Here is a 21,919-nt window from a genome sequence, read left to right on the forward strand (position 1 = left end):
ACGGCGGCAGGACCTAGGTTGCCTGCTCGACTCACTCTGGTGCGGACGTGGCTTCGCCGCCACAATAGCCGCCTTGCCCGAAATCTGCCGCCTGGGAGGGCGTATGTCACAAGAAGTGAAGGTTCCTGACATCGGCAACTACGCCAATGTGCCGGTGATCGAGATCCTGGTTGCCCCCGGCGAGACGGTGAAGAAAGACCAGGGTCTGCTGACCCTGGAATCCGACAAGGCGACCATGGAAGTGCCCGCGCCGTTTGCCGGCGTGGTCAAGGAAATCCGCGTCAAGCTGGGCGACGACGTGTCCGAAGGCACGGTCGTGGCGGTTATCGAAGCCGCCGATGCGGCCGCAGCGCCCAAGCCGGCTGCTGCTGCAGCCGCCGCGCCCGCCAAGGCCGAAGCCGCGCCGGCAGCGCCCGCTGCGGCGCCGCCACCGCAAGCCGCTGCCGCAGCTCCCACTGCCGCCAATGCCGACTCGTCCCGGCCCGGCATCGACGCCGAGATCGCCGGACCGCGCACGCCGCCGGTGCCGTTCGACGCCAGCGTCGTGATGCCGGACAAGGTGCCGCATGCCAGCCCCGCCGTGCGCCTGTTCGCGCGCGAACTCGGCGTCGATCTGAACCAGGTCAGCGGCAGCGGCCGCAAGGCGCGCATCACGCGCGAAGACGTGCAGAACTATGTCAAACAGGCCCTGGCCGGTGGCGCCGCACCGCGCGCTGCGGCGGCGCCGGTCGCTGCCGGCGGTGGACTGAACCTGCTGCCCTGGCCGCAAGTGGATTTCTCCAAGTTTGGCGAAACCGAGACGCGCGCGCTGTCGCGCATCAAGAAGATTTCCGGTGCCAACCTGGCGCGCAACTGGGTCATGATTCCGCACGTCACCCAGCATGACGACGCCGACATCACCGAACTGGAAGCGCTGCGCGTACTCATCAACAAGGAAAACGAGAAGGCCGGCGTAAAGCTGACCATGCTCGCCTTCCTGATCAAGGCCGTGGTGTCTGCGCTGAAGAAATTCCCCGATTTCAACGCCTCGCTCGACGCCTCGGGCGACAACCTCGTGCTGAAGAAGTATTTCCACGTCGGCTTTGCCGCCGATACGCCCAACGGCCTGGTCGTGCCGGTGCTCAAGGATGCTGACAAGAAGGGCGTGCTCGACATCGCGCGGGAAAGCGGCGAACTGGCGGCCAAGGCGCGCGAAGGCAAGCTCGGCCCGGCCGACATGTCCGGCGGCTGCTTCTCCATCTCCTCGCTGGGCGGCATCGGCGGCACCGCGTTCACGCCGATCGTGAATGCACCCGAAGTCGCCATCCTCGGCGTGTCCAAGTCGGCGACCAAGCCGGTCTGGGACGGCAAGGCCTTCCAGCCGCGCCTGATCCTGCCGCTGTCGCTGAGCTACGACCATCGCGTCATCGACGGCGCTTCGGCCGCGCGCTTCACCGCCTATCTCGGCCAGGTGCTGGCCGATATGCGCCGTACCTTGCTCTGACCGGCGGCAGCGCAGGATCGCCGGCAACCTCATGGACGTGGAATTCGAAGACATCCGGATCGTCGATCTGGACCTGGCCAAGACCACCTGGTCGCGGGTGCACGATTCCCTGCGCGTGATGTATCTGCGCCTGGACCGCCATCCCCCCGATGTGGACTGGGGCCGGCTGTTCTTCGAAGAGCGCGAGACCCGCATCGTCGCGCGCCGGCGCGGCCTGTGGCTGGAAGACAACTACATCAGCTTCGACTCGCTGCCGGCAGAAGTGGAAAAGATCCATATTCCCGATATTCGCCTGTCCGTCGCCTACGCCAACCGCAAATACCGCGAGCTGTGCTGGCAGCGCCGGCTCAAGCGATTGGAGGAACAGGCCGGCCGGCGCAGCGAGCAGGATGAAATGCAGGCGCTGCAGCAGCGCGTGCGCAGCCTGCTGGAGCCGGAAAGCCCCACTGCACCGTTGGCCGGGCGCGTCGTCAAGGTCGCCGGCAGTACGGCGGACAGCAGGGCTGTATCGGTCGGCCGTAGTGCCGCCGCTGCCGCGTCAACGCCTGCCATTCCCGACACCGTCGCCGAACCAGCGCTGCCAGCAGCGCCGGCGGCGGCGCCATCCGATCCACTCGCCGAATTCGAACGGCGGCGCGACGCGCTCAAGCAGCAGTTTCGCCTCGCCGCCGCCCAACAGGACAAGGAGCAGAAATAATGGCAACGACAGAAGTCAAAGTGCCCGATATTGGCGGCGTCACCGTGCCGGTGATCGAAGTGCTGGTCAAGGTTGGCGATACGGTCAAGAAGGAGCAGGGCCTGGTCACGCTGGAGTCGGACAAGGCGACCATGGAAGTGCCCTCGACCGTGGCCGGCGTGGTCAAGGAGATCAAGGTCAAGCTCGGCGACGAACTTGCCGAAGGCGCCGTAGTGGCGCTGATCGAAACCGCAGCAGCGGCTGCCGCCGCCCCCGCGGCCGACAAGCCCGCCGCTGCGCCGGCTGCCCCTGCAGCCGCGAGCGCGGCCAAGCCCGCCGACAAGCCGGCAGAGAAACCCGCCGCGCCGGCCCCGGCCGCCGCTGCAGCGAGCGGACGCCAGGCCGATGTCGAAGCCCAGCTCGTGGTGATTGGCGCTGGGCCCGGCGGCTATACCGCTGCTTTCCGTGCCGCCGATCTGGGCCAGAAGGTCGTGCTGATCGAACGTTATGCGGCACTGGGCGGCGTCTGCCTCAATGTCGGCTGCATTCCGTCCAAGGCGCTGCTGCATGCGGCGCGCGTGATCGACGAAGCCCGGCAGTTCGCCAACCACGGCATCAGCTTCGGTGAACCGGTCATCGACCTGGACAAGCTGCGCGCACACAAGACCGCCGTCGTCGCCCAGCTCACCGGCGGCCTGGCCGGCATGAGCAAGCAGCGCAAGGTAACGGTGCTCACCGGCACTGCCAAATTCGTTTCGCCGAACGAGATCGAAGTCACTGGCGCCGACGGCAGCAAGCTCGTGCGCTTCGACAACGCCATCATCGCCGCCGGTTCGCAGGCGGTGAAGCTGCCCGGCTTCCCCTGGGACGACAAGCGCATGATGGACTCCACCGACGCGCTGGACCTGGCCGATATTCCCGCCAGCCTGCTCGTCGTCGGCGGCGGCATCATCGGCCTGGAAATGGCCTGCGTCTATGAGGCGCTGGGTACAAAAATCACCGTTGTGGAAATGCTCGACCAGCTCATGCCGGGTGCCGATCCCGACCTGGTACGCCCGCTGCAGCAGCGCCTGCAGAAGCGCTACGCCGGCATTCACCTGAAGACCAAGGTGGCGAAGATCGAAGCCAAGGCCGAAGGGTTGCTGGCGACGTTCGAAGGCGACAAGGCGCCCGAGCCCACGCTGTATGACCGCGTCCTTGTCGCCATCGGCCGCACACCCAACGGCGGCAAGCTCGACGCGCACAAGGCCGGCGTCACGGTGACCGAGCGCGGTTTCATTCCGGTCGACCGGCAGATGCGCACCAACGTGCCGCATATCTTTGCCATCGGCGACTTGGTCGGCAATCCCATGCTGGCGCACAAGGCCACGCACGAAGGCAAGGTCGCGGCCGAAGTCGCTGCCGGCCAGAAGAGCGAATTCGTCGCCCGCGTGATTCCCAGCGTGGCCTATACCGATCCGGAAATCTCCTGGGTTGGCGTGACCGAGACCGAAGCGAAGAAGCAGGGCATTGCCTACGGCGTGGGCAAGTTCCCGCACGCGGCCTCGGGCCGTGCCATCGGCATAGGCCGTACCGAAGGCTTCACCAAGCTGATCTTCGACGAAGCGACCCACCGCATCATCGGTGCCGGTATCGTGGCGCCGAACGCGGGCGACCTGATCGCCGAAGTCGCCCATGCCATCGAAATGGGCTCGGAAGCCGCCGACATCGGCCTCACCATCCATCCGCACCCGACCCTGAGCGAGTCGGTCGGCATGGCGGCAGAAGTGTACGAGGGTACTTGTACTGATATTTTCGTGCCGAAGCGCAAATAGGAGGCGGTGTATGCGGCGCGCGAACCTGGTGCTCCTATCGTTGCTGGGAATCGGCGCTGCGCTCGGCGTCGTTTCCAACGCGGCAGCCTGTTCCTGCCGCCGCGGTTCGGCAGAAGACGCGGTGGCGGCGGCGCGCAACATCGCCCTGGTCACCATCCAGAGTGTGCGTGTCGCCGAGGTTGCTGGCGACAAGTCCGGCGAATCCGACAGGCGCGGCCCGCAGCGCGGCCGCTTCACCCTCGTGCGCCAGCTCAAGGGCGAGTTGGCACAGGACGAGGAAATCAGTGCGGGTTACGGCTTCGGCGATTGCGGTGCACCGCTGGTCGTCGGCACGAGCTATGTCGTGTTCGACGACGGCGGGCCGCCGCAACTCGCCCTTTGCCGCGGATTCTTCGGGCCGTATCTGCTCTATGGCGACGAACGATCCGACGCCAAGATCACGCGCTTCGTCGATGCGCTTGTCGCGCACGTGAAGACGGGCGCGCCGATAGCGCGTCCGCCGTCGCCGCTCTGGGGCATCGACGACTCCAGCGCTGTCTGGTTCGGGCCGCCGCAGGATTGACTGAAGCGCCATGGCGCTACTTAACCCGGCGAACAGCCAGCGCAGGAAGCGGCGCAAGGGGCTGTGGTCCCTGGTGCCCGTGCAAATCTGCCAGCTTATCTATCGTCGGGCTGCGTCATGATTTCTGCGGCTGGGCGCAACCTGATGTCGATCAGTTTCAACGCCTGTTCGGTCGTGTTGCCGCGGACTACGGCGGCGATGCTGGCGTCGTCGTCCACCAGTTGCTGCAGCCGGGCTATTTGCTCCGCGCTGGCCCACACCAGGCTATTGCCGTGCTGGTTCCATTGGTTGAGCAGAGTCGGTATTTCGCTGCGCAAGTCTGGCCTGTGTGCATAGACCTGCAGCAGGAAGGTCAGCCGCTCCCACTTGTCTGCGAATCGCTGCGCTACGATCAGTCGCGCAAAATCATCGGCCGGCCGGCTGGGTTGCAGTAGCGACAACAGCTGCGCGGCAGTGAATTGTGCCTTTATGCGCCGCGCGATCCGCGCAGCTTCGTCGGCAACCGATTGGACGCTGTCCGACAGGGCGGCGAGCACCTGCGCTTGCGCGTCCATGCCGAGTCGGCGGCTGTAGGCGACCAGTGCATCGCGGCGGATCGCGGCACTCGGATGGACCAGTCGTTCCCGCAACAAGCCGATGTCCTGCGCATCGCCGTACTCGCCCACACCCCACAGTGCAATGCGCAGCTTGTGTCCGACGGCGTGATCCAACGCCTCCCGGAAGCAGCCGGCCACATCGAAACCGAGCGCGGCAAGATGACGTGCGGCGATGGCGCGAATGGACCGATGCTTGTCGAACAGAAACGGTTCGACCCGGCCTGCTTCGATTTCGCCGCGGAGCATCAGGCGCAGTGCCGTGCGGCGTGTCGGCAAGAACCGGTTCGTCAGCGCGATGGCAAGCAGGTCTGGGCGCAGCCTGCCGTCCGGGGCGCTGAGCAGTGCTGTCGCGTTCAGCGATATCAACGCGTCGGCGTGAGACAGCGCGATTCGAGCCAGCGCTTCGTCGTCTGCGAGGCGGTGTTCGATGGCGAATTTCATGCAGGCACGCGCCACGGCCGAATGCGGGCTATCGATACCCGCGAGCACGTACGTACGGCCTTCTTCGCGGAGGAAGGTTTCGATCTGACCGACGAAGCGGCGATGGTCGTCCCTGCCAAGGCTGAGCAGATGCTTGAATTGCGGCAGGCACTGCACGAATGTCGCTACATTCTCGCTCGTCGCGAACTGCAACACGGCATGGCGGGCGATGCCGCGTACCGGCGCCACCCAGTCGTTGACGCGCTCGATCAGCGCAGGTAGTACGCTGCTGTCGCCCAGCGACGCAAGACGGCGTACGGCTTCCTCGCGCACGTAGCCGCTGGAGTTTCCGCTGAGTTGCAGCAGTTGCTGCATATCCGGTGCAGGCTCGAAATACCATTGTCGCCAATCAAAGATTGCAGCCATAGTGATCTCCAGAAAGACACAGCGCGAAGCCTTGCCCAAGGCGCTGGCGAACCCATTGTTTGGCAGCAGATCAGCTTAGTGCACTGGCCGAACGCGGGTAAAGGTTATGACGCCGGTTGCCCGGAGCAGGCCACAAATCGGCCCTTCTGCTCGCGCATACTTTGTATTCGACATCCGACACACGAGAACTTCCATGCGCACCCTGGGCCTGCTAGCCGGCATGAGCTGGGAATCCACCATCCCCTACTACCGCATCATCAACGAACGCGTGCGCGACAGGCTCGGCGGCCTGCATTCGGCGCAGCTGCTGATGTACAGCGTCGATTTCGCCGGTATAGAGAAACTGCAGAGGGCCGGCGACTGGGACGAGGCTGGCCGCCAGCTGGCCGGCGCCGCGGCGGCCTTGCAGCGCGCCGGTGCGCAAGCCATCGTGATCTGCACCAACACCATGCACAAGGTGGCGGCGCCGATCGAGGTGGCCAGTGGCCTGCCGCTGCTGCATATCGCCGATGCGACCGCGCTGCAGGTGAAGGCGGCCGGACTGCAGCGCATAGGCCTGCTCGGCACGCGCTTCACCATGGAACAGGATTTCTACAGCGGCCGCCTGGCCGCGCACGGACTGGACGTGCTCGTGCCCGAAGCCGGACAGCGCGACCAGGTGCATCGCATCATCTACGACGAGCTTTGCCGCGGCCAGGTGCTGCAGCCGTCGCGGGTGATCTATCGCGACATCATGGCCGATCTGGTAGCGCGCGGTGCCCAGGGCATCATCCTGGGCTGTACCGAGATCGGCCTGCTGGTCGGCCCCGGCGATACCGCTGTACCCACCTTCGATACCACGCGCATCCATGCCGAAGCCGCGGCGGACTGGGCGCTGGCCGACTGAAGCAGGTCTTGTGCGGCGAGGTTGCCGCTGGGGAAACAGTTCATTCACGCACCGGGCGCAACCATGGCCTTGATTGCGTACTGCGTATCCTCACGTCGTCGCGACGCCCCGGCCCAAGGACGGGGCCGTCCATGCTTTCCGTCGAAAATCCACAAGGAGTTCTGCCATGAAACTGTATTTCTCTCCCGGTGCCTGCTCGCTGTCGCCGCACATCGTGTTGCGCGAACTCGGCCTGCCGTTCGAGGCGGTCAAGGTCGATCTGGGCAGCAAGAAGACCGCCGATGGCGGCGATTTCAAGGCGATCAACCCCAAGGGCTACGTGCCCACGCTGCAGCTGGACAACGGCCAGATCCTCACCGAAGGTCCGGCCATCGTGCAGTACCTGGCCGACCTCAAGCCCGAGGCCAAGCTGGCCCCGGCCAATGGCAGCTGGGAGCGCTACCAGTTGCAGGAATGGCTGAATTTCATCTCTACCGAAATCCACAAACAGTTCAGCCCGCTGTTCAATGCCGCCAACCCCGACTCGGTCAAGGACGCGCAGAAGACCAAGCTGGCGCAGCGCTTCGCCGAAATCTCGCCGCTGCTGGAAAAGCAGGACTACCTCACCGGCAGCGATTTCAGCGTGGCCGACGCCTACCTGTTCACCGTGCTGGGCTGGAGCAAGTACTTCCACATTGACCTGAACCAGTGGCCGGGCATTGCCGGCTTTGTCGAGCGTGTGTCGGCGCGACCGGCCGTGGCCGCGGCCGTGGAGTTCGAGGCGCAGGCGAAGAAGGCCGCCTGAAGACTGCAATCGCCAATTCGCTGTTGCTCATCGCACACCCTTTGGGAGCGCCGCCGCGCACTCCGCAGCAAGCGATGAGCGCAGCGAATTGCGCCGCAAGCCTCTCCCCCATAGCGGCCCGCGCGAATTGCCGGTCCACAGAGTGCTTGTCAGGAAATCTCCAGCGGGTAGCTACTTCGCCGGCTGGCTGAGCGTCGGGTCCGCAATCTGCTCGGCGACCTCGTAATGCCGCACCAGCGGTTCCATCTCCAGCAGGAATTCCTCGTCCGCGTCCCAGTAGCGCGAACGCTCGGCTTCCTTGCCGGCGAAGCGGCGCACCGCTTCCATCGAATCCCATAGCGAGATGATCTGGAACTCGCAGTGCTCGCCCTGCACGCGGCGTATCACCTGTACGCCCCGGTTGCCCGGCGTCTGGGCGAAGTCGCGCAGGCCGGTGTCGCGCAGGTGTTCCAGGTATTCGTCGGCCCTGCTTGCCAGGGTCACGCCACGCCAGACACGGGCAATCATGCGCCATCTCCGTTCGGGTTCGCGCCGGCAGCTTAGGCCAAAGCTGCCGCCCTGGGAATCGCGCCGCTGTTGCCGTTGCAGGGTTCAGCGACGCCACGGCCGCTGCTTTTCGGTGATTTGGGTCACGAAAGCGCCGACAGACGGTACATTACGCGGAATAAGCCACGGGTCCGCATGCTTATACTGCGGCCGGGACTGAACGCCGGGCCGGACTCGATCCAGCCTGGCCGGATGCAGCCACCCCGGTAGGCGCCGCTGCAGGATGCAGCAGTGCCGTCGGCAACGATCCGGAATCCGGACCGTGGCCAAGGGGAAACCGATGGGGAGAAGTTCGTGACAGCAGTGCTTGCGATCCTGGTGCTGGTACTGGCCGCCGCCGCGGGGGCTTTGTTCTGGCGCTTGCGCCAGGCCGAGGCCGCCAAGACGCGATTGGCCGCGGAACACCAGCAGACCGAGGTGGAACTCAAGCAGCTGCAGTCCAGCCAGGCCCAGGTGATCCACACCACCAAGCTGGCCTCGCTGGGCCAGATGGTTGCCGGCGTGGCGCACGAGCTGAACACGCCGCTGGGTTTCGTCAAAAGCAATGTGGAAGTGATTGCCGACCTGCTCGACGACTACCGCAAGCTGGTCAAGGACTACGACATCGCCGTGCAGTACTGCCAGCAGCCCGTAGACCTGATGTTCGGTGCCGACAAGGAGTCGCTGGACAAGCTGGTCAAGCATGTCGAGGAATCCCGGCGCAAACTGTTCGAGGCGCGCCGCGCCGTGGAAAAAAGCCCGCTGCTGACCGAGGCCAAGGAACTGCTGGCCGACTCCGCCGACGGCATCACCCAGCTCGCCGCGCTGGTACAGAACCTCAAGGGCTTCGCCCGCGTCGACCGCGACGGCATGGACCTCATGGATGTCAACGAAGGCGTGGAAAGCGCGCTGATGATCGCCGCGCACCAGTTGCGCGACCGCATCAAGATCGTGCGCAAGCTCGACAGCGTGCCGCGCGTACGCGGCATGCCCTCGCAGCTCAACCAGGTATTCCTCAACCTCATCACCAACGCCGCCCAGGCCATGGAAGAAGAGGGCACGCTGACCGTGGCCACGCGCGCGGGCGACGGCAATGTGGAAATTGCGTTCGCCGATACCGGCTGCGGCATTCCCGACGACGTGCTGCCGAAGATCTTCGATCCGTTCTTCACCACCAAGGCGCCGGGCGAGGGCACGGGGCTTGGCTTGTCCATCGTGCACAAGATCGTCAAGTCGCACGGCGGTTCGATCAAAGTGCGAACCACGCCCAACCGTGGTTCCGAATTCACCGTCATGCTGCCCGCCGAAAATACGGCGCGGCCGACCCTGCACTGAGGCGCACATGCTAGGTGAAGATTTCGACATGCCGGTCAGCGACCCCAACCGGGGTACGTTGCGGGTGCTTTTCATCGATGACGAGGCGCGCATCCTGCGCGCACTCAAGGCGCTGTTCCGCGACCTCGAGGTCTACATCACCACCGATCCGCGCGAGGCGCCGCAGCTGGCGGCAACGCACAATGTCGACGTCGTCGTGTGCGACCAGCGTATGCCGGAAATGCTGGGCGTCGACGTGTTGCGCGAGATCCGCGAAAAGCATCCGCGCGCGATGCGCGTGTTGCTGACCGGCTATTCCGACCTCAAGGCCGTGCTGGGCTCGGTCAACGAAGGCGAGGTCTATCGCTTCGTCAACAAGCCCTGGGTCAATGCCGATCTGCGCGCACTGGTGCTGGAAGCGGGCGCGATCTCGCGCGAAACGCCGGCGGTCGCCAGCGACCAGCTCAGCCCGAACGAACAGAGCATCGCCCGCTCGCAGGTCGGCGTGCTGGTGATCGAGGACGACGCCACGGTGCAGCAGCGCCTGCGCGAAATCCTGCAGCCGCACTACCAGGTGCGTTTCGCCAATACCGCCGAACGTGCCATGCAGGTGCTGGAACAGCACGAGACTGGCGTGGTGATTTCCGAGACCGCGACCAACCACGGCGCCGATCTCACCCTGATGCTCAAGGCGCTCAAGCAGTACCACCCGCATATCGCCACGGTGGTGATCACCGAGCGCGCCAATGCCCAGACCGTGATCGAGCTGATCAACGAAGGCCAGGTCTACCGCATGCTGATCAAGCCGGTGCGCATGGGCTCGTGCCGCCTCAGCGTCGATTCGGCCCTCGGCCGCTACTGGAAGCTCAAGCAGACGCCCAAGGCGGTACGCCGCTACGGCGTAACGCCGACCGCGGCCACCCTGCAGGCCCAGGCCAAGCTGCCCAACTCCCTGCTCAGCCGCATCCGCTCGCTGCCGGCGCGGATCTTCGGCGGCGTACGCATCTGAAGCGCGCGGCGCAGTCGCGCGCAGGCTGAGGCCGGCCATGCAACGCGTTCTGGTCATCGGCGGCAGCGGAGCGGTCGGCGGGTTCCTGTTGCAGCGCCTGGGCGCGGCCGGCCAATCCGTACTCGCATTGAGCCGCCAGCCGCAATTGCCCCGCACCGGCGTGCAATGGCTGCGCGCCGGACTGGCGCCGGACCTGGCCGTGCCCGCGATCGATGCGCTCATCTGCGCCGGACCGCTGGACGCCTTCGTCGACTGGCTCTGTGCGGCCGCACTGCCGGGCCTGCAGCGTGTCATTGCGCTGAGTTCCATGAGTGCAGCGAGCAAACAGACATCGGTCGACGCGGCCGAACGCGAACTCGCCGCACGCCTGGCCGCATGCGAACAGCGCCTGGCGCAGCATTGCCAGGTACATGACGTGGCCTGGACCGTGCTGCGGCCGACCCTGATCTACGGTGCCGGTGTCGATCGCAGCCTCAGCCCGCTCGCGCGCCAGGCGCAGCGCTACGGCGTATTCCCGCGTATTGCCGGCGCGCGCGGCCTGCGCCAGCCGGTGCATGCCGACGATGTCGCCGCCGCCTGCGTCGCCGCACTGGCCGGCGCCGGGGCAGGGCAGCTGTTCGAACTGGGCGGCGGCGAGCGCCTGAGCTACGCGCAAATGCTCGAACGCGTGCGCGCCGGCCTGGGACGGCGCACTTTGCCGCTGCCCTTGCCGATTTATCTTTTGCGCCGCATCGCCCGTTTGAGCGGCCGCGGCGGCGGAATGGTGCAGCGCCTCACGCAGGATTTGCTCGCCGACAACGCGCCGGCGGAAGCCGTGCTCGGCTATCGGCCACGCCCATTCCAACCAGGGCCTGAATGCTGGGCGGCGGTATCGCCGGAACGTGACGGCGTTCAATAAACGCGGCCCCGCAGCCACAGTCGCGATTCTGACTGGCTCAGCGCGGCGGCAGCCTCGGCGCGGCGGTGTGTGCGGGTAGCGAGCGGCGCGGGGCCGCCGCCTTCGCCGGCCCCGGTACGGGCTGCAAACCGGCGTATTGCGCTTTTTGTGAAAAGTGAACTAGGCGGCAAATCAGGCGAAATATGTTGCGCCGCAACAGCAAAACTGTCCCGGCCAGTTCGTTAAATCAACGTTGCCAACGAGCGTTTGAACTCCCTAAGATACGGAGCGTTGCGCATCCACCTTTAAGGAATTCCCTATGCAGGCCCGAAAGAGTTTGGCACTGGCATTGTCGTCTGCACTGCTTGCCGCATGCGGCGGCGGTAGTAACAGTCCCCGCGCCACACCGACGCCGCCGGCGAACAACGGCAACGGCACCCCCGTGACCGGCGTCATCGCGGCCCGCTTCGATCCGTCCAATGCCGATGCCGCGCAGCGCGTTATCCCGCTGCCGAACAATCTGCTGCTGTCGGGCACCACCGACCTGACCCTGAACATCCCGGTCGCCAATCCGAACAACTTCAACGATCCCCAGGTCGCGGTGAACGCGCTGGACGGCTGGAGCACGGTAGGCCCGGGCCAGGTGCAGTTCAGCGTGCCGCCCAAGACCAGCACCCTGGTTGCCGGCAGCACCATCCGCCTGTTCGAAGTGACCTTGACCGGTCCCGGCGGCGGCGTAACCGGCGTGGTGCGCGAACTCGCGACCCCGGCCGATTTCATCGTCGCCCCGGCGCCGTCCGACACCACCGCGCGCACGGTCGCGATCGTGCCGACCAAGCCGCTCAAGCAGCTGACCAGCTATATGGCGGTCGTCACCACCGGCGTCACCGACGCCAACGGCAACGACGCCACGCCGGACCAGACCTACTTCCTGTCCAAGCGCACCGCGCCGCTCTGCGTCAACGGCGCCTCCACCGAACCGCTGTTGCCGGCGGCCACCGCCTGCGCCCTGGAGCCGCTGCGCCAACTGACCAATTCGCACCTGGCTGCGGCAAACAGCAAGGGCATCACGCCGGACAAGGTCGTCGTGAGCTGGGTCTTCACCACCCAGTCGATCACACCGGTGCTGCAGGCCGCCGTCGGCAAGGTCGGCCAGTCGCCGGCACCGCTGACCCGCGTCGCGCCCACGGGCAAGACCATTGGCGATCTCAATCTCGGCCTCGCGCCGATCGCTGACATCTTCATCGGCACCATCGATCTGCCGTATTACCTCAAGGCACCGGCCAACAGCACCTTGCCGGCTCGTGCGGCTGCCGTGCTCGGCGGTTTCTGGCAGGCGGCACCCGGCGCCTACGTGCCGCCGTTCAATGCGGCCGGCCTGTCGCCGACCTCGACCAACGTCACCTTCGCCAATCCGTTCCCGGTCGCGACCAAGACCGAGACCGTGCCGCTGCTGCTGACCGTGCCGAATGCCGCCTCGGGCAAGACCCGTCCGGCCCAAGGCTGGCCCATCGTGATCTACCAGCATGGCATCACGCGCAACCGCACCGACGCGTTCGCGATTTCGCAGACGCTGGCTTCGCAGGGCTATGCGGTCATCGCGATCGACATTCCGCTGCACGGCCTGCCGCCGGGTCATCCCTTCAATATCGAATCGACCCCGCTGGCCGCGACCGGCGCGCACGAACGCACCTTCAATGTCGATCTTCTCAAGAACGACGGCACTGCTTGCCCGACCGGCCAGTCCGTCTGCGAAGACGGCATCCCCGATCCGTCTGGCGCGCACATGATCAACCTGGGCAGCCTGCTGACCTCGCGCGACAACCTGCGCCAGGGCATCGTCGACCTGTTCTCGCTGGCCAAGGCCATACCGACCATCAGCTACGACGGCGCCGCCGGTGCCGATTTCGACAGCTCGCGCGTCCAGTTCGTCGGCCAGTCGCTGGGCAGCATCCTCGGCATCAGCTTCGTCGCGTTCGAACCGACCATCAACACGGCCGTGTTCAGCGTGCCGGGCGGCGGCGTCGCGCGCATGCTCGATGGTTCGGCCACCTTCGGTCCGCGCATCCGCGCTGGCCTTGCGGCGGCTGGCGTGAATGCCGGCACGCCCGACTTCGACCGCTTCCTCGGCGCAGCGCAGCAGGCCATCGACGGTGCCGATCCGCTCAACACCGCGTTCGCCCTGGCCGGCAAGCGCGTGCTACTGCATGAAGTGGTCGGCGGCGGCACGGTACTTCCCGACCAGGTAATTCCGAACACGGTCGCCGGCGCTCCGCTGGCCGGCACCGAGCCGCTGATCCGCGCGCTGGGACTGGCCTCGATCACCGCGACCACGCAGTCCGCTACCGGTGTGCGCGGCGCGACACGCTTCATCCAGGGCAACCACGGCTCGCTGCTCGATCCGAGCGCTTCGGCAGCGGCAACGGTAGAAATGCAGAAAGAAATGGCGAGCATGCTGGTCAGCGGCGGTACCGCAGTCCAGGTGAGCGACACCTCCGTCATCAAGACGCAGTAAGCGACGACCAGGAACTTGGGGAAAACCAATATGAAGAAGAACACCAACTTCCGCGCCGGCCTGCGTCCCATGGCCGTGGCCGTCGCCGTAGCCCTGAGCGGCGCGGTCATGGCACCGGCGGCCCAGGCTTTCGAGTTCGGCAGTTCCGACGGCTTCCACGGCACGGTCAATTCCACCCTGACCTACGGTGCGGCCTGGCGCGTGTCCTCGCAGGACGACAACCTGATCGGCAAGTCGCAGTTCAATCCAGCCATCAGCCAGCCGCCGTTCGCCCTGGGCAGCCCGGAACAGCGCGCCGCCCGCGGCCGCTACTCGGTCAACGGCGACGACGGCGACATGAAGTACGACGACGGCGACGTGTTCACCAACGCGGTCAAGGCCACGGTCGAGCTGAGCCTGCTCTACGGCGCCAACAGCGGTGCGTTCTTCCGTGCCTACAGCTTCTACGACTGGGAAAATGCCAACCGCTACGACCTGTCGCACGAGGCCAAGGAAAAAGTCGGCAAAGATACAAAAATCCTCGACGCCTTCGTTTTCCACAACTTCAATATCGGCAGCAAGTCGGCCTCGATCCGTCTCGGCCAGCAGGTGGTGAGCTGGGGCGAAAGCACCTTCATCCAGGGCGGCGTGAACGTCATCAATCCGATCGACGTGTCCAAGCTGCGCGTGGCCGGTGCCGAGCTGAAGGAAGCCTTCCTGCCGGTCAACATGCTGTGGGGCTCGGTCAACATCACCGATTCGCTGTCGGCCGAAGCGCTGTACATGTTCGAATTCGAGCAGACCGAAGCCGATCCGGCCGGCACCTATTTCTCGACCAACGACTTCGCCACGCTCGGCGGCAGCTACGTGATGCTGAATTTCGGCACCATTCCGCAGCCGGTGATCAACCCCGATTTCTACTACGGCTACTGCTTCGGCAATGGCGGCACCGACAATCCCAACCTGCCGCCGCAGCTCAAGCCGGCCGCCTGCGGAGCGGCCGTGCCGCGTTCGCCGGACCGCTTCGCCAAGGACTCGGGCCAGTACGGCTTCCGCCTGAACTACCTGGCCGACTGGCTCAACAACTCCGAGTTCGGCTTCTATGCGCTGAACTACCACAGCCGCCTGCCGCTGCTGTCGGGCACGGCGGTGACCAGCACCAACGTCAACAGCGGCCGCTACTTCGCCGAATACCCCGAAGACATCCGCATGTATGCGGTCAGCTTCAACATGCCGCTGGAAGGTCCGGGCGTCGCGTTGCAGGGCGAGTTGTCCTACCGGCCGAACCAGCCGCTGCAGATCGACGACGTGGAATTGCTGTTCGCCGCCCTGAGCCCGCTCAATGCGGTGATCCCGGCGCCGGGCCTGCGCTTCGGCAGCCAGCTCGGCCAGTTCGCGCCGGGCCAGGAAGTGCGCGGCTGGGAACGCCACAAGGTGTCGCAGCTGCAGGTAACAGCGACCAAGGTGTTCGGCCCGGGCAACTTCGTCGGCGCCGACCAGATCTCCCTCGTCGGCGAAGTCGGCTTCACCAATATCTGGGATCTGCCTGACCCCTCGGTCATGCGCTACCAGGGCGACGGTACCGATACCGGCGGTGGCTACGACGTGACCTCCGGCGCGCTGCGCAACCCGCAGACCCAGACCGACGGCTTCCCCACCTCGTTCTCCTGGGGCTATCGCATCGCCGCACGCGCCGACTACAACAACGCCTTCGGCGGCGCCTTCACGCTGTCGCCGCGCATCGCTTTCAATCATGACGTCAACGGCATCTCGCCGGGTCCGGGCGGCAACTTCATTGAAGACCGCAAGTCCGTCACCCTGGGTGCCGAAGCGAACTACCTCAACAAGCTGGCCTTCGATATCAGCTACACGAACTTCTTCGGCGCCGGCGCCCTGAATTTGATCAGCGACCGCGACTTCGTCGCGTTCTCGGTCAAGTATTCGTTCTAAGTTCTGCGGGAGGGAAATACATGACGATGCTCAAAAAGACCAAGACTGCGGCCCTGGTGGCACTGGCTCTGGTGTCGACCGCGGCCCTGGCCAAGGTCAGCCCGCAGGAAGCGGCCAAACTCGGTGTCAGCGGCACGCCGCTCACGCCGATGGGGGCCGAACGCGCCGGCAACAAAGACGGCACCATTCCGGAATGGAAGGGCGGCATCACCTCGCCGCCGTCGGGCTACAAGGTCGGCGACCACCATCCCGATCCCTATGCCGACGACAAGCCAACGCTGACCATCACCGCGGCCAACTACAAGGAACAGGGCGACAAGATCGGCGCAGGCCAGATCGCCATGTTCGAAAAATACAAGAACTGGAAAATGGTGGTTTATCCCACCCGCCGCAGCGCGTCGTATCCCGCCCGCACCTACGAGACCACGATCAAGAACGCCAGCACCGGCGAGCTGGTCGATGATGGCGAAGGCGTGGACAACGTGGCCGAAGGCGTGCCGTTCCCCATCCTCGACAAAGATCCGGTGAAGGCCGGCTACGAGGCCGTCTGGAACCACAAGCTGAAGTTCAAGGGCGTGGCCGGCCTGCGCTGGGCCAACCAGGCGGCACCGACCGCCAGCGGCGCGTATACGCTGACCCGCATCAAGGAAGAGCTGCTCGGCCTGTACTACAAGCCCGGCAACACGCTCAAGGACATCAACAACATCCTGATCTACTTCTACCAGGAAGTGGTCGCGCCGCCGCGTCTTGCCGGCCAGGTGCTGCTGGTGCACGAAACCCTGGATTCGAAGAAAGAGCCGCGCCAGGCATGGGTCTACAACCCCGGCCAGCGCCGTGTGCGCCGCGCACCGAACGTGGCCTATGACAATCCGGGCACCGCGTCCGACGGCCTGCGCACCAACGACCAGACCGACATGTTCAACGGCGCGATGGACCGCTACGACTGGAAGCTGGTCGGCAAGAAGGAAATGTACGTTCCGTACAATTCCTACAAGGCGCACAGCGACAAGACCAAGGTGGAAGACCTGGTCAAGCCTGGCTTCATCAATCCCGACCTGCTGCGCTACGAACTGCACCGCGTCTACGTGGTGGAAGCCACGCTCAAGGCCGGCCAGCGCCATATCAATCCGCGCCGTACGTTCTACATCGACGAGGACAGCTGGCAGATCCTGGTGATGGACCACTACGACACCGCCGGCAAGCTGTGGCGTTATTCCGAAGCGCCGAGCGTGAATTACTACGAAGTGCCGCTGATGTGGTCGACGCTGGAAACCCATCACGACCTGAAATCCGGCCGCTACATCGTGTCGGGCCTGGACAACCAGGAGGCGATGTACGACTTCTCCTACCAGACCACGCCGGACATGTTCACGCCGCAATCCCTGCGTCAGCGCGGCTTCCAGTAAGCCGTAGCACGATGCCGTATCGATCAGCCGCCGCCGTTCCGGGGCGGCTGATTTCGTTTGCAGCACGGCAAATTCCCGTTGTCGTGCCAACGCATGCGCCATGCCGGCCTGCGCCGGCATGGTTGCGCTTTTTGCGCTGCTGCCGGGGAAATTGAAAAAAACGTGCAACGGCCAAAAAGCATTCCGCGACAGCGGCGGATTGCGCTAAGGTGAAGCAGCGGTAAACGCAGGTGAAAAGCGACACACGCAAGCGCCGGCACAGCCAGGCGCTGCAGACGAATACCGGCCGTCGCCATCGATGCGGCGGCAGCTCGGAACGAGAGGGCGCGGCCAGGTTCGCGCCTGCGACGGGAAGGAACAGCAAGCAGCCTTCCCCACAGACTGCGAGGGGCGTGCAGATGGGACGTTTGGGTAGAACTGGGGTGATGTCGTGGCGCCGGCTGTTGCTGGCATCGGCGCTGCTCAGCAGCATGGCCGTCGCACAGGAATCGGCTGCGCCGGCCGCGGCGGCAGCGCCGGCGGCAGTAGCAGGCGCCAGCGCGGGCAGCGCCGCAGCGCCTGCAGTGGCCTGGCCGGAGCCGGTCGGCAGCAAGGCCGAGATAATGCCGCTGGTAACCCAGTCGCTGCTGCTCGATCTGGTCGAGTCCGGCAATCGCGCCATCGCCGTCGGCGAGCGCGGCGCCATCGTGATCTCCGACGACCGCAGCAACTGGCGCCAGGTCGCCGACGTGCCGACGCGCGCGACACTGACCGCCGTCAGCGCGGTCGGCAACGCCGTCTGGGCCGTCGGCCGCGATGGCGTCATCCTGGCCAGCAGCGATGCGGGCGAGCACTGGCAGGTGCAGCGCAAGGATCCGTGGCAGCCGCCTGGCGCCGACGCTGGCCCCAGCGATGCGCGCCATGGCGCGCCACTGCTCGATGTGTTGTTTCTCGACGAGCGCCACGGCTTTGCCGTCGGTGCCTACAGCCTGTTCCTGGAAACCAGCGACGGCGGCGCGACCTGGGGCGAACGCAAGATCCTGGCTGAAGCCGCTCCTGCCGCCGCTGCCGCCGGCGGCAGCGGCAAATGGACCTTCTCCCGGGAAGAACTGAAGATCGAGGACGAAAGCGAGCCGCACTTCAACGCGATTGCACGCACCAGCGACGGCTCGCTGCTGATTGCCGGCGAACGCGGCAGCCTGCTGCGCTCGCGCGACAACGGCGCCAACTGGCAGCGCCTGAAGCTGCCCTACGATGGCTCCATGTTCGGCGCGATCGGTTTCGAAGGGCAGCGCGTGATCGTGTTCGGCCTGCGCGGCCATGCCTTCGAAACCGACGACCTCGGCGACAACTGGAAAGAGCTGGCGACCGATACCGAACTGAGCCTGCTCGGCGGCACCAAGCTGGCCAACGGCGGCGTTGCCCTGGTCGGCGCCAACGGTCTGGTGCTGCTGCGCCGTTCGGCCGGCGAGCCGCTGCGTGCCGGTGCCATTGATCCGGCCGGTGCGCTGGCGGCAATACTCGGCATCGAGGGCGGCGGTGCCTTCCTCGTCGCCGGCGAGAACGGCATCGCGCGCTACCAGCCGCGCTGAAGTCCGGCAAAGTAGACAAGTCTAGAACTCCAGAATTATCCGCTGCCGCCGCACTGTGGCGGCCGGACGCAAAGCACGAGGGGACGACATGGCGGGTTCGATCAAGGCGGTAGACAATCCCAGCGCATTCCACCGCTTGGCCGAGCGCGCGATCTTCGGCAACCGCATCGTCGTGCTGGCGCTGTTCGCGCTGGTCACCGTGGCGATGTGCTGGTTTGCCGCGCAGCTGCGTGTCGACGCGGGCTTCAAGAAGCAGATTCCGCTGGCGCACGAGTACATGCAGACCTTCCTCGACTACGAGAAGGAGTTCGGCGGCGCCAACCGCATCCTCATCGCGGTGATGGCCAAGAACGGCGACATGTTCAGCCAGCCGTTCATGCAGACCATGGAGCGCATGACCCAGGATGTGAAGACCATCGACAACGTCGATGAGGCGCGCATCCGCTCCATCTTCACGCCCAACGTGCGTTTCGTCGAAGTGGTCGAGGACGGCTTCGCCGGCGGCAACGTCATCCCGCAGGACTTCACCCCCAACGCCGAAGGCTTCGAAGCGACGCGCGAGCAGTTCGCCACGATCAAGGCGAATATCGAGAAGGCCAATATCGTCGGCCGCCTCGTGGCCAAGGATTTCTCCGGCGCCATGGTCTGGGCCGAACTGGTGCCCGAAGGCGGCGAAGGCCAGGTCAAGCTCGACTACCAGAAAGTGGCCGCGCAGCTGGAAGCGATCCGTGCCAAGTACGAGAACGACGCCACCAGCGTCCACATCATCGGCTTCGCCAAGATGGTCGGCGACATCAGCGATGGCGCGCGCTCGGTCATCCTGTTCTTCTTCCTGACCATCGCCTTCACCTGGATACTGCTGTTCCTGTATTCGTCCTCGGTCAAGCTGGCCTCGCTGACCGTGTTCTGCGCGCTGATCGCGGTGCTGTGGATGCTCGGTGCGCTGCGCCTGCTCGGCTTCGGCATCGATCCGATGAACATGCTGACGCCGTTCCTGATTTTCGCCATCGCGGTCAGCCACGGCGAGCAGATGATCAACCGCTTCCGCGGCGAGATCTTCTTCGGCGGGCTGGAAGAAGGCAGCGTCGAAGAACTCAGCCAGCGCCGCGGCGTCGATGCCCAGACTGCCGCGCGCCTGGCCTTCCGCATGCTGCTGGTGCCGGGCTCGGTCGCGCTGATTGCCGGCTGCATCGGCTTCGCCACCATCCTGATCATCCCGATCCAGATCATCTACGAGCTGGCCATCACCGCGACCGTCGGCGTCGCCATCACCATCCTCACCGACCTGGTGCTGCTGCCGGTAATGCTGTCTTTCTGCAAATTGCGCAATCTGGAAAAGAAGCGCCAGTACCGCCTGCGCCAGCTGACCCAGTTCGACAAGATCTGGTCGCTGCTGGCCAAGTTCAGCCGTCCGGTGCCGGCGGCCATCATCATCCTGATCGGCCTGACCATCTGGTTTTTCGCCAAGCAGTACGGCCACCAGGTGATGATCGGCGATGCCGAGAAGGGTGTGGCCGAGCTGCGTCCCGAAGCGCGCTACAACAAGGACGCCGTGCTGATCAGCGAGAAATTCGCCCTCGGCGTGGACATGCTCAACGTGATCGCCGAAGCGCAGCCCTCGGCCTGCACCACCAGTTATCCGGTCATGGAAACCATGGACCGCTTCGCCTGGCACATGCGCAATGTCGAAGGCGTGGAACAGGTGATGACCCTGCCGATGGCGGCCAAGATCGTCAACGCCGGCTGGAACGAAGGCAACCTGCGCTGGCGTGCGCTGCCGCGTGATCCCGACACCTTGCGCCTGGCCACGCAGGGCTTCGAGACCGACTCAGGCCTGCTCAACAGCGACTGCAGCGCCATGCCGATCATGATGTTCCTCGGCGACCATCGCGCGACCACCATCGACCGTGTCGTCGCGGCGGTGAAGGACTTCCGCGAAAAGAACGGTGCCTGGGCCGGCGGCAATGCCAACGTGATGAAATCGCTGACCGAGCAGGCTGCGGCCGCCACCGAAAAAGGCGAAACCTTCCATAGCGACCAGATCAACCTGCGACTGGCCACGGGCAACGTCGGCGTGCTGGCGGCGATCAACGACAAGGTGCGCGAAGTCGATGCGGTCATGCTGTATCTGCTCTATGGCGCGGTCTTCCTCATGTGCCTGCTGAGCTTCCGCAATCCGCTCGCCGCGCTGTGCATCGTGCTGCCACTGGTGCTGGTGACCGAACTGGGCCATGCGCTGATGGTCAAGCTGGGCATAGGGCTGAAGGTCAACACGCTGACCGTCGTCGCCCTCGGCGTCGGCATCGGCGTGGACTACGCCATCTACATCTTCGCGCGCATGCGCGAATCCATGCAGGCCGGCGCGCCGCTGACGGAAGCCTATTTCGCCGCGCTCAAGACCACCGGCATCGCGATCTTCTACACCGCGCTGACCCTGGCCGTCGGCGTGGCCATGTGGATCTTCTCGGAACTCAAATTCCAGGCCGACATGGGTCTCATGCTCACCTTCATGTTCGTGGTGAACATGTTCGCTGCGCTGATCTTCCTGCCGGCGCTGTGCCGCTGGTTGCTCAGGCCGTTCGAGAAAACCTGACGCAACGGCGGCGGTGCAAACTGGCCGGTCGAAGGCCCGGCAGAATAGCGGCGGTGCAGATTCGTAGGGTGCGATGAGCAACGCGAATTTCACCGCCGCCAAGCGTGTGTCATACGGCACCTGGTTGCCGGCGGCACGGTCCGACGCGCGATCCGGTGGTGAGATCCAGCGACGCGATCCGGTGGTGCGAAGCCACTGTTTTTGCAGCAAGGTCAGGCGCCCGGCTGTCGCCGTAAAGTCGCATTACGGCTTTCGTAGCAAATCCAGCCTGCCAGGATGGCGCCTGGGTGCCTGCACTATCCTCTTGTCGCGTACGCTCCTGGGGCTTGGCAGCTCCGTGGCGTCGCCAACACCAGCCGTTCCACCGCCAGCCCTGCGGCGTAAGCGTCAACACCTTGCGGCGCAATTCGCGGCGCTCATCGCGCCCTACGTTTTCGGCCAAGTTGCTGCAGTGCGAGCCGATCGCCGGATTCGATCGAATCCGGTTGCGGTCTCCGTATCTTCGCATTGCGAAAAACGCGCGGAAATGAATG

The 21,919-nt window shown here is 65.3% G+C and carries 16 protein-coding genes; 14 read left to right on the forward strand and 2 right to left on the reverse strand.

The window, feature by feature from the left end; translation table 11 throughout:
• Positions 1-103: 103 nt before the first annotated feature.
• Genes aceF through DFR29_RS23965 form a run of 4 tightly spaced genes read left to right on the forward strand, consistent with a single transcriptional unit; the run spans position 104 to position 4,535 of the window.
• Positions 104-1,483: a dihydrolipoyllysine-residue acetyltransferase gene (gene aceF, locus DFR29_RS23950; RefSeq protein ID WP_133821166.1), complete on the forward strand. Its 1,380-nt coding sequence runs from the start codon at positions 104-106 to the stop codon at positions 1,481-1,483.
• A gap of 31 nt (positions 1,484-1,514) precedes the next feature.
• Positions 1,515-2,180 carry a hypothetical protein gene (locus tag DFR29_RS23955; RefSeq protein WP_133821167.1) on the forward strand — a complete coding sequence of 222 codons (666 nt, stop codon included), beginning with the start codon at positions 1,515-1,517 and terminating at the stop codon, positions 2,178-2,180.
• Positions 2,180-3,973 carry a dihydrolipoyl dehydrogenase gene (gene lpdA, locus DFR29_RS23960; protein WP_133821168.1) on the forward strand — a complete coding sequence of 598 codons (1,794 nt, stop codon included), beginning with the start codon at positions 2,180-2,182 and terminating at the stop codon, positions 3,971-3,973. The genes DFR29_RS23955 and lpdA overlap by 1 nt, the downstream gene beginning before the upstream one ends.
• Positions 3,974-3,983: 10 nt before the next feature.
• Positions 3,984-4,535 carry a hypothetical protein gene (locus DFR29_RS23965; protein ID WP_133821169.1) on the forward strand — a complete coding sequence of 184 codons (552 nt, stop codon included), beginning with the start codon at positions 3,984-3,986 and terminating at the stop codon, positions 4,533-4,535.
• Between the two features lie 95 nt (positions 4,536-4,630).
• On the opposite strand, the gene DFR29_RS23970 is transcribed toward DFR29_RS23965, so the two are convergent.
• A complete protein-coding gene (locus DFR29_RS23970; RefSeq protein WP_133821170.1) occupies positions 4,631-6,016 on the reverse strand; it encodes a HEAT repeat domain-containing protein in 1,386 nt (461 codons plus the stop codon).
• 154 nt (positions 6,017-6,170) lie between these two features.
• Here DFR29_RS23970 and DFR29_RS23975 point away from each other — a divergent pair, with 154 nt between their 5' ends.
• Both DFR29_RS23975 and gstA read left to right on the forward strand, forming a co-directional pair.
• Positions 6,171-6,863: an aspartate/glutamate racemase family protein gene (locus tag DFR29_RS23975; protein WP_133821171.1), complete on the forward strand. Its 693-nt coding sequence runs from the start codon at positions 6,171-6,173 to the stop codon at positions 6,861-6,863.
• A 166-nt stretch (positions 6,864-7,029) separates the two neighbouring features.
• Positions 7,030-7,647: a glutathione transferase GstA gene (gene gstA, locus DFR29_RS23980; protein WP_133821172.1), complete on the forward strand. Its 618-nt coding sequence runs from the start codon at positions 7,030-7,032 to the stop codon at positions 7,645-7,647.
• Between the two features lie 171 nt (positions 7,648-7,818).
• Here the strand turns inward: gstA and DFR29_RS23985 are convergent, their stop codons facing one another.
• Complete coding sequence (locus DFR29_RS23985) at positions 7,819-8,154, reverse strand: antibiotic biosynthesis monooxygenase family protein (RefSeq protein ID WP_133821173.1); 336 nt, start codon at positions 8,152-8,154, stop codon at positions 7,819-7,821.
• A 333-nt stretch (positions 8,155-8,487) separates the two neighbouring features.
• Here DFR29_RS23985 and DFR29_RS23990 point away from each other — a divergent pair, with 333 nt between their 5' ends.
• The 8 genes from DFR29_RS23990 to DFR29_RS24025 all read left to right on the forward strand — a co-directional run bounded on the left by DFR29_RS23990 (position 8,488) and on the right by DFR29_RS24025 (position 21,386).
• The gene (locus DFR29_RS23990; protein ID WP_133821174.1) at positions 8,488-9,507 is read left to right on the forward strand and encodes a sensor histidine kinase; all 1,020 of its coding nucleotides are present in this window, start codon (positions 8,488-8,490) and stop codon (positions 9,505-9,507) included.
• A gap of 7 nt (positions 9,508-9,514) precedes the next feature.
• Positions 9,515-10,495 (forward strand): response regulator, encoded by a 981-nt coding sequence (locus DFR29_RS23995; protein WP_133821175.1) that lies wholly within the window; start codon positions 9,515-9,517, stop codon positions 10,493-10,495.
• A 37-nt stretch (positions 10,496-10,532) separates the two neighbouring features.
• Positions 10,533-11,393, forward strand: a complete 861-nt coding sequence (locus DFR29_RS24000) for an NAD-dependent epimerase/dehydratase family protein (protein WP_133821176.1) — start codon at positions 10,533-10,535, stop codon at positions 11,391-11,393.
• A 298-nt stretch (positions 11,394-11,691) separates the two neighbouring features.
• Complete coding sequence (locus DFR29_RS24005; protein ID WP_133821177.1) at positions 11,692-13,887, forward strand: Ig-like domain-containing protein; 2,196 nt, start codon at positions 11,692-11,694, stop codon at positions 13,885-13,887.
• A gap of 30 nt (positions 13,888-13,917) precedes the next feature.
• A complete protein-coding gene (locus DFR29_RS24010; protein ID WP_133821178.1) occupies positions 13,918-15,816 on the forward strand; it encodes a DUF1302 domain-containing protein in 1,899 nt (632 codons plus the stop codon).
• Positions 15,817-15,836: 20 nt separating this feature from the next.
• Positions 15,837-17,222 carry a DUF1329 domain-containing protein gene (locus DFR29_RS24015; RefSeq protein WP_208113701.1) on the forward strand — a complete coding sequence of 462 codons (1,386 nt, stop codon included), beginning with the start codon at positions 15,837-15,839 and terminating at the stop codon, positions 17,220-17,222.
• Between the two features lie 425 nt (positions 17,223-17,647).
• Positions 17,648-18,793, forward strand: coding sequence for a WD40/YVTN/BNR-like repeat-containing protein (locus tag DFR29_RS24020; protein ID WP_166654306.1), 1,146 nt, complete (start codon positions 17,648-17,650; stop codon positions 18,791-18,793).
• 88 nt (positions 18,794-18,881) lie between these two features.
• Positions 18,882-21,386 (forward strand): efflux RND transporter permease subunit, encoded by a 2,505-nt coding sequence (locus DFR29_RS24025; RefSeq protein ID WP_133821180.1) that lies wholly within the window; start codon positions 18,882-18,884, stop codon positions 21,384-21,386.
• The last annotated feature ends 533 nt before the right edge of the window (positions 21,387-21,919 follow it).

It is taken from the genome of Tahibacter aquaticus (assembly GCF_004363655.1).
Taxonomy (GTDB): domain Bacteria; phylum Pseudomonadota; class Gammaproteobacteria; order Xanthomonadales; family Rhodanobacteraceae; genus Tahibacter; species Tahibacter aquaticus.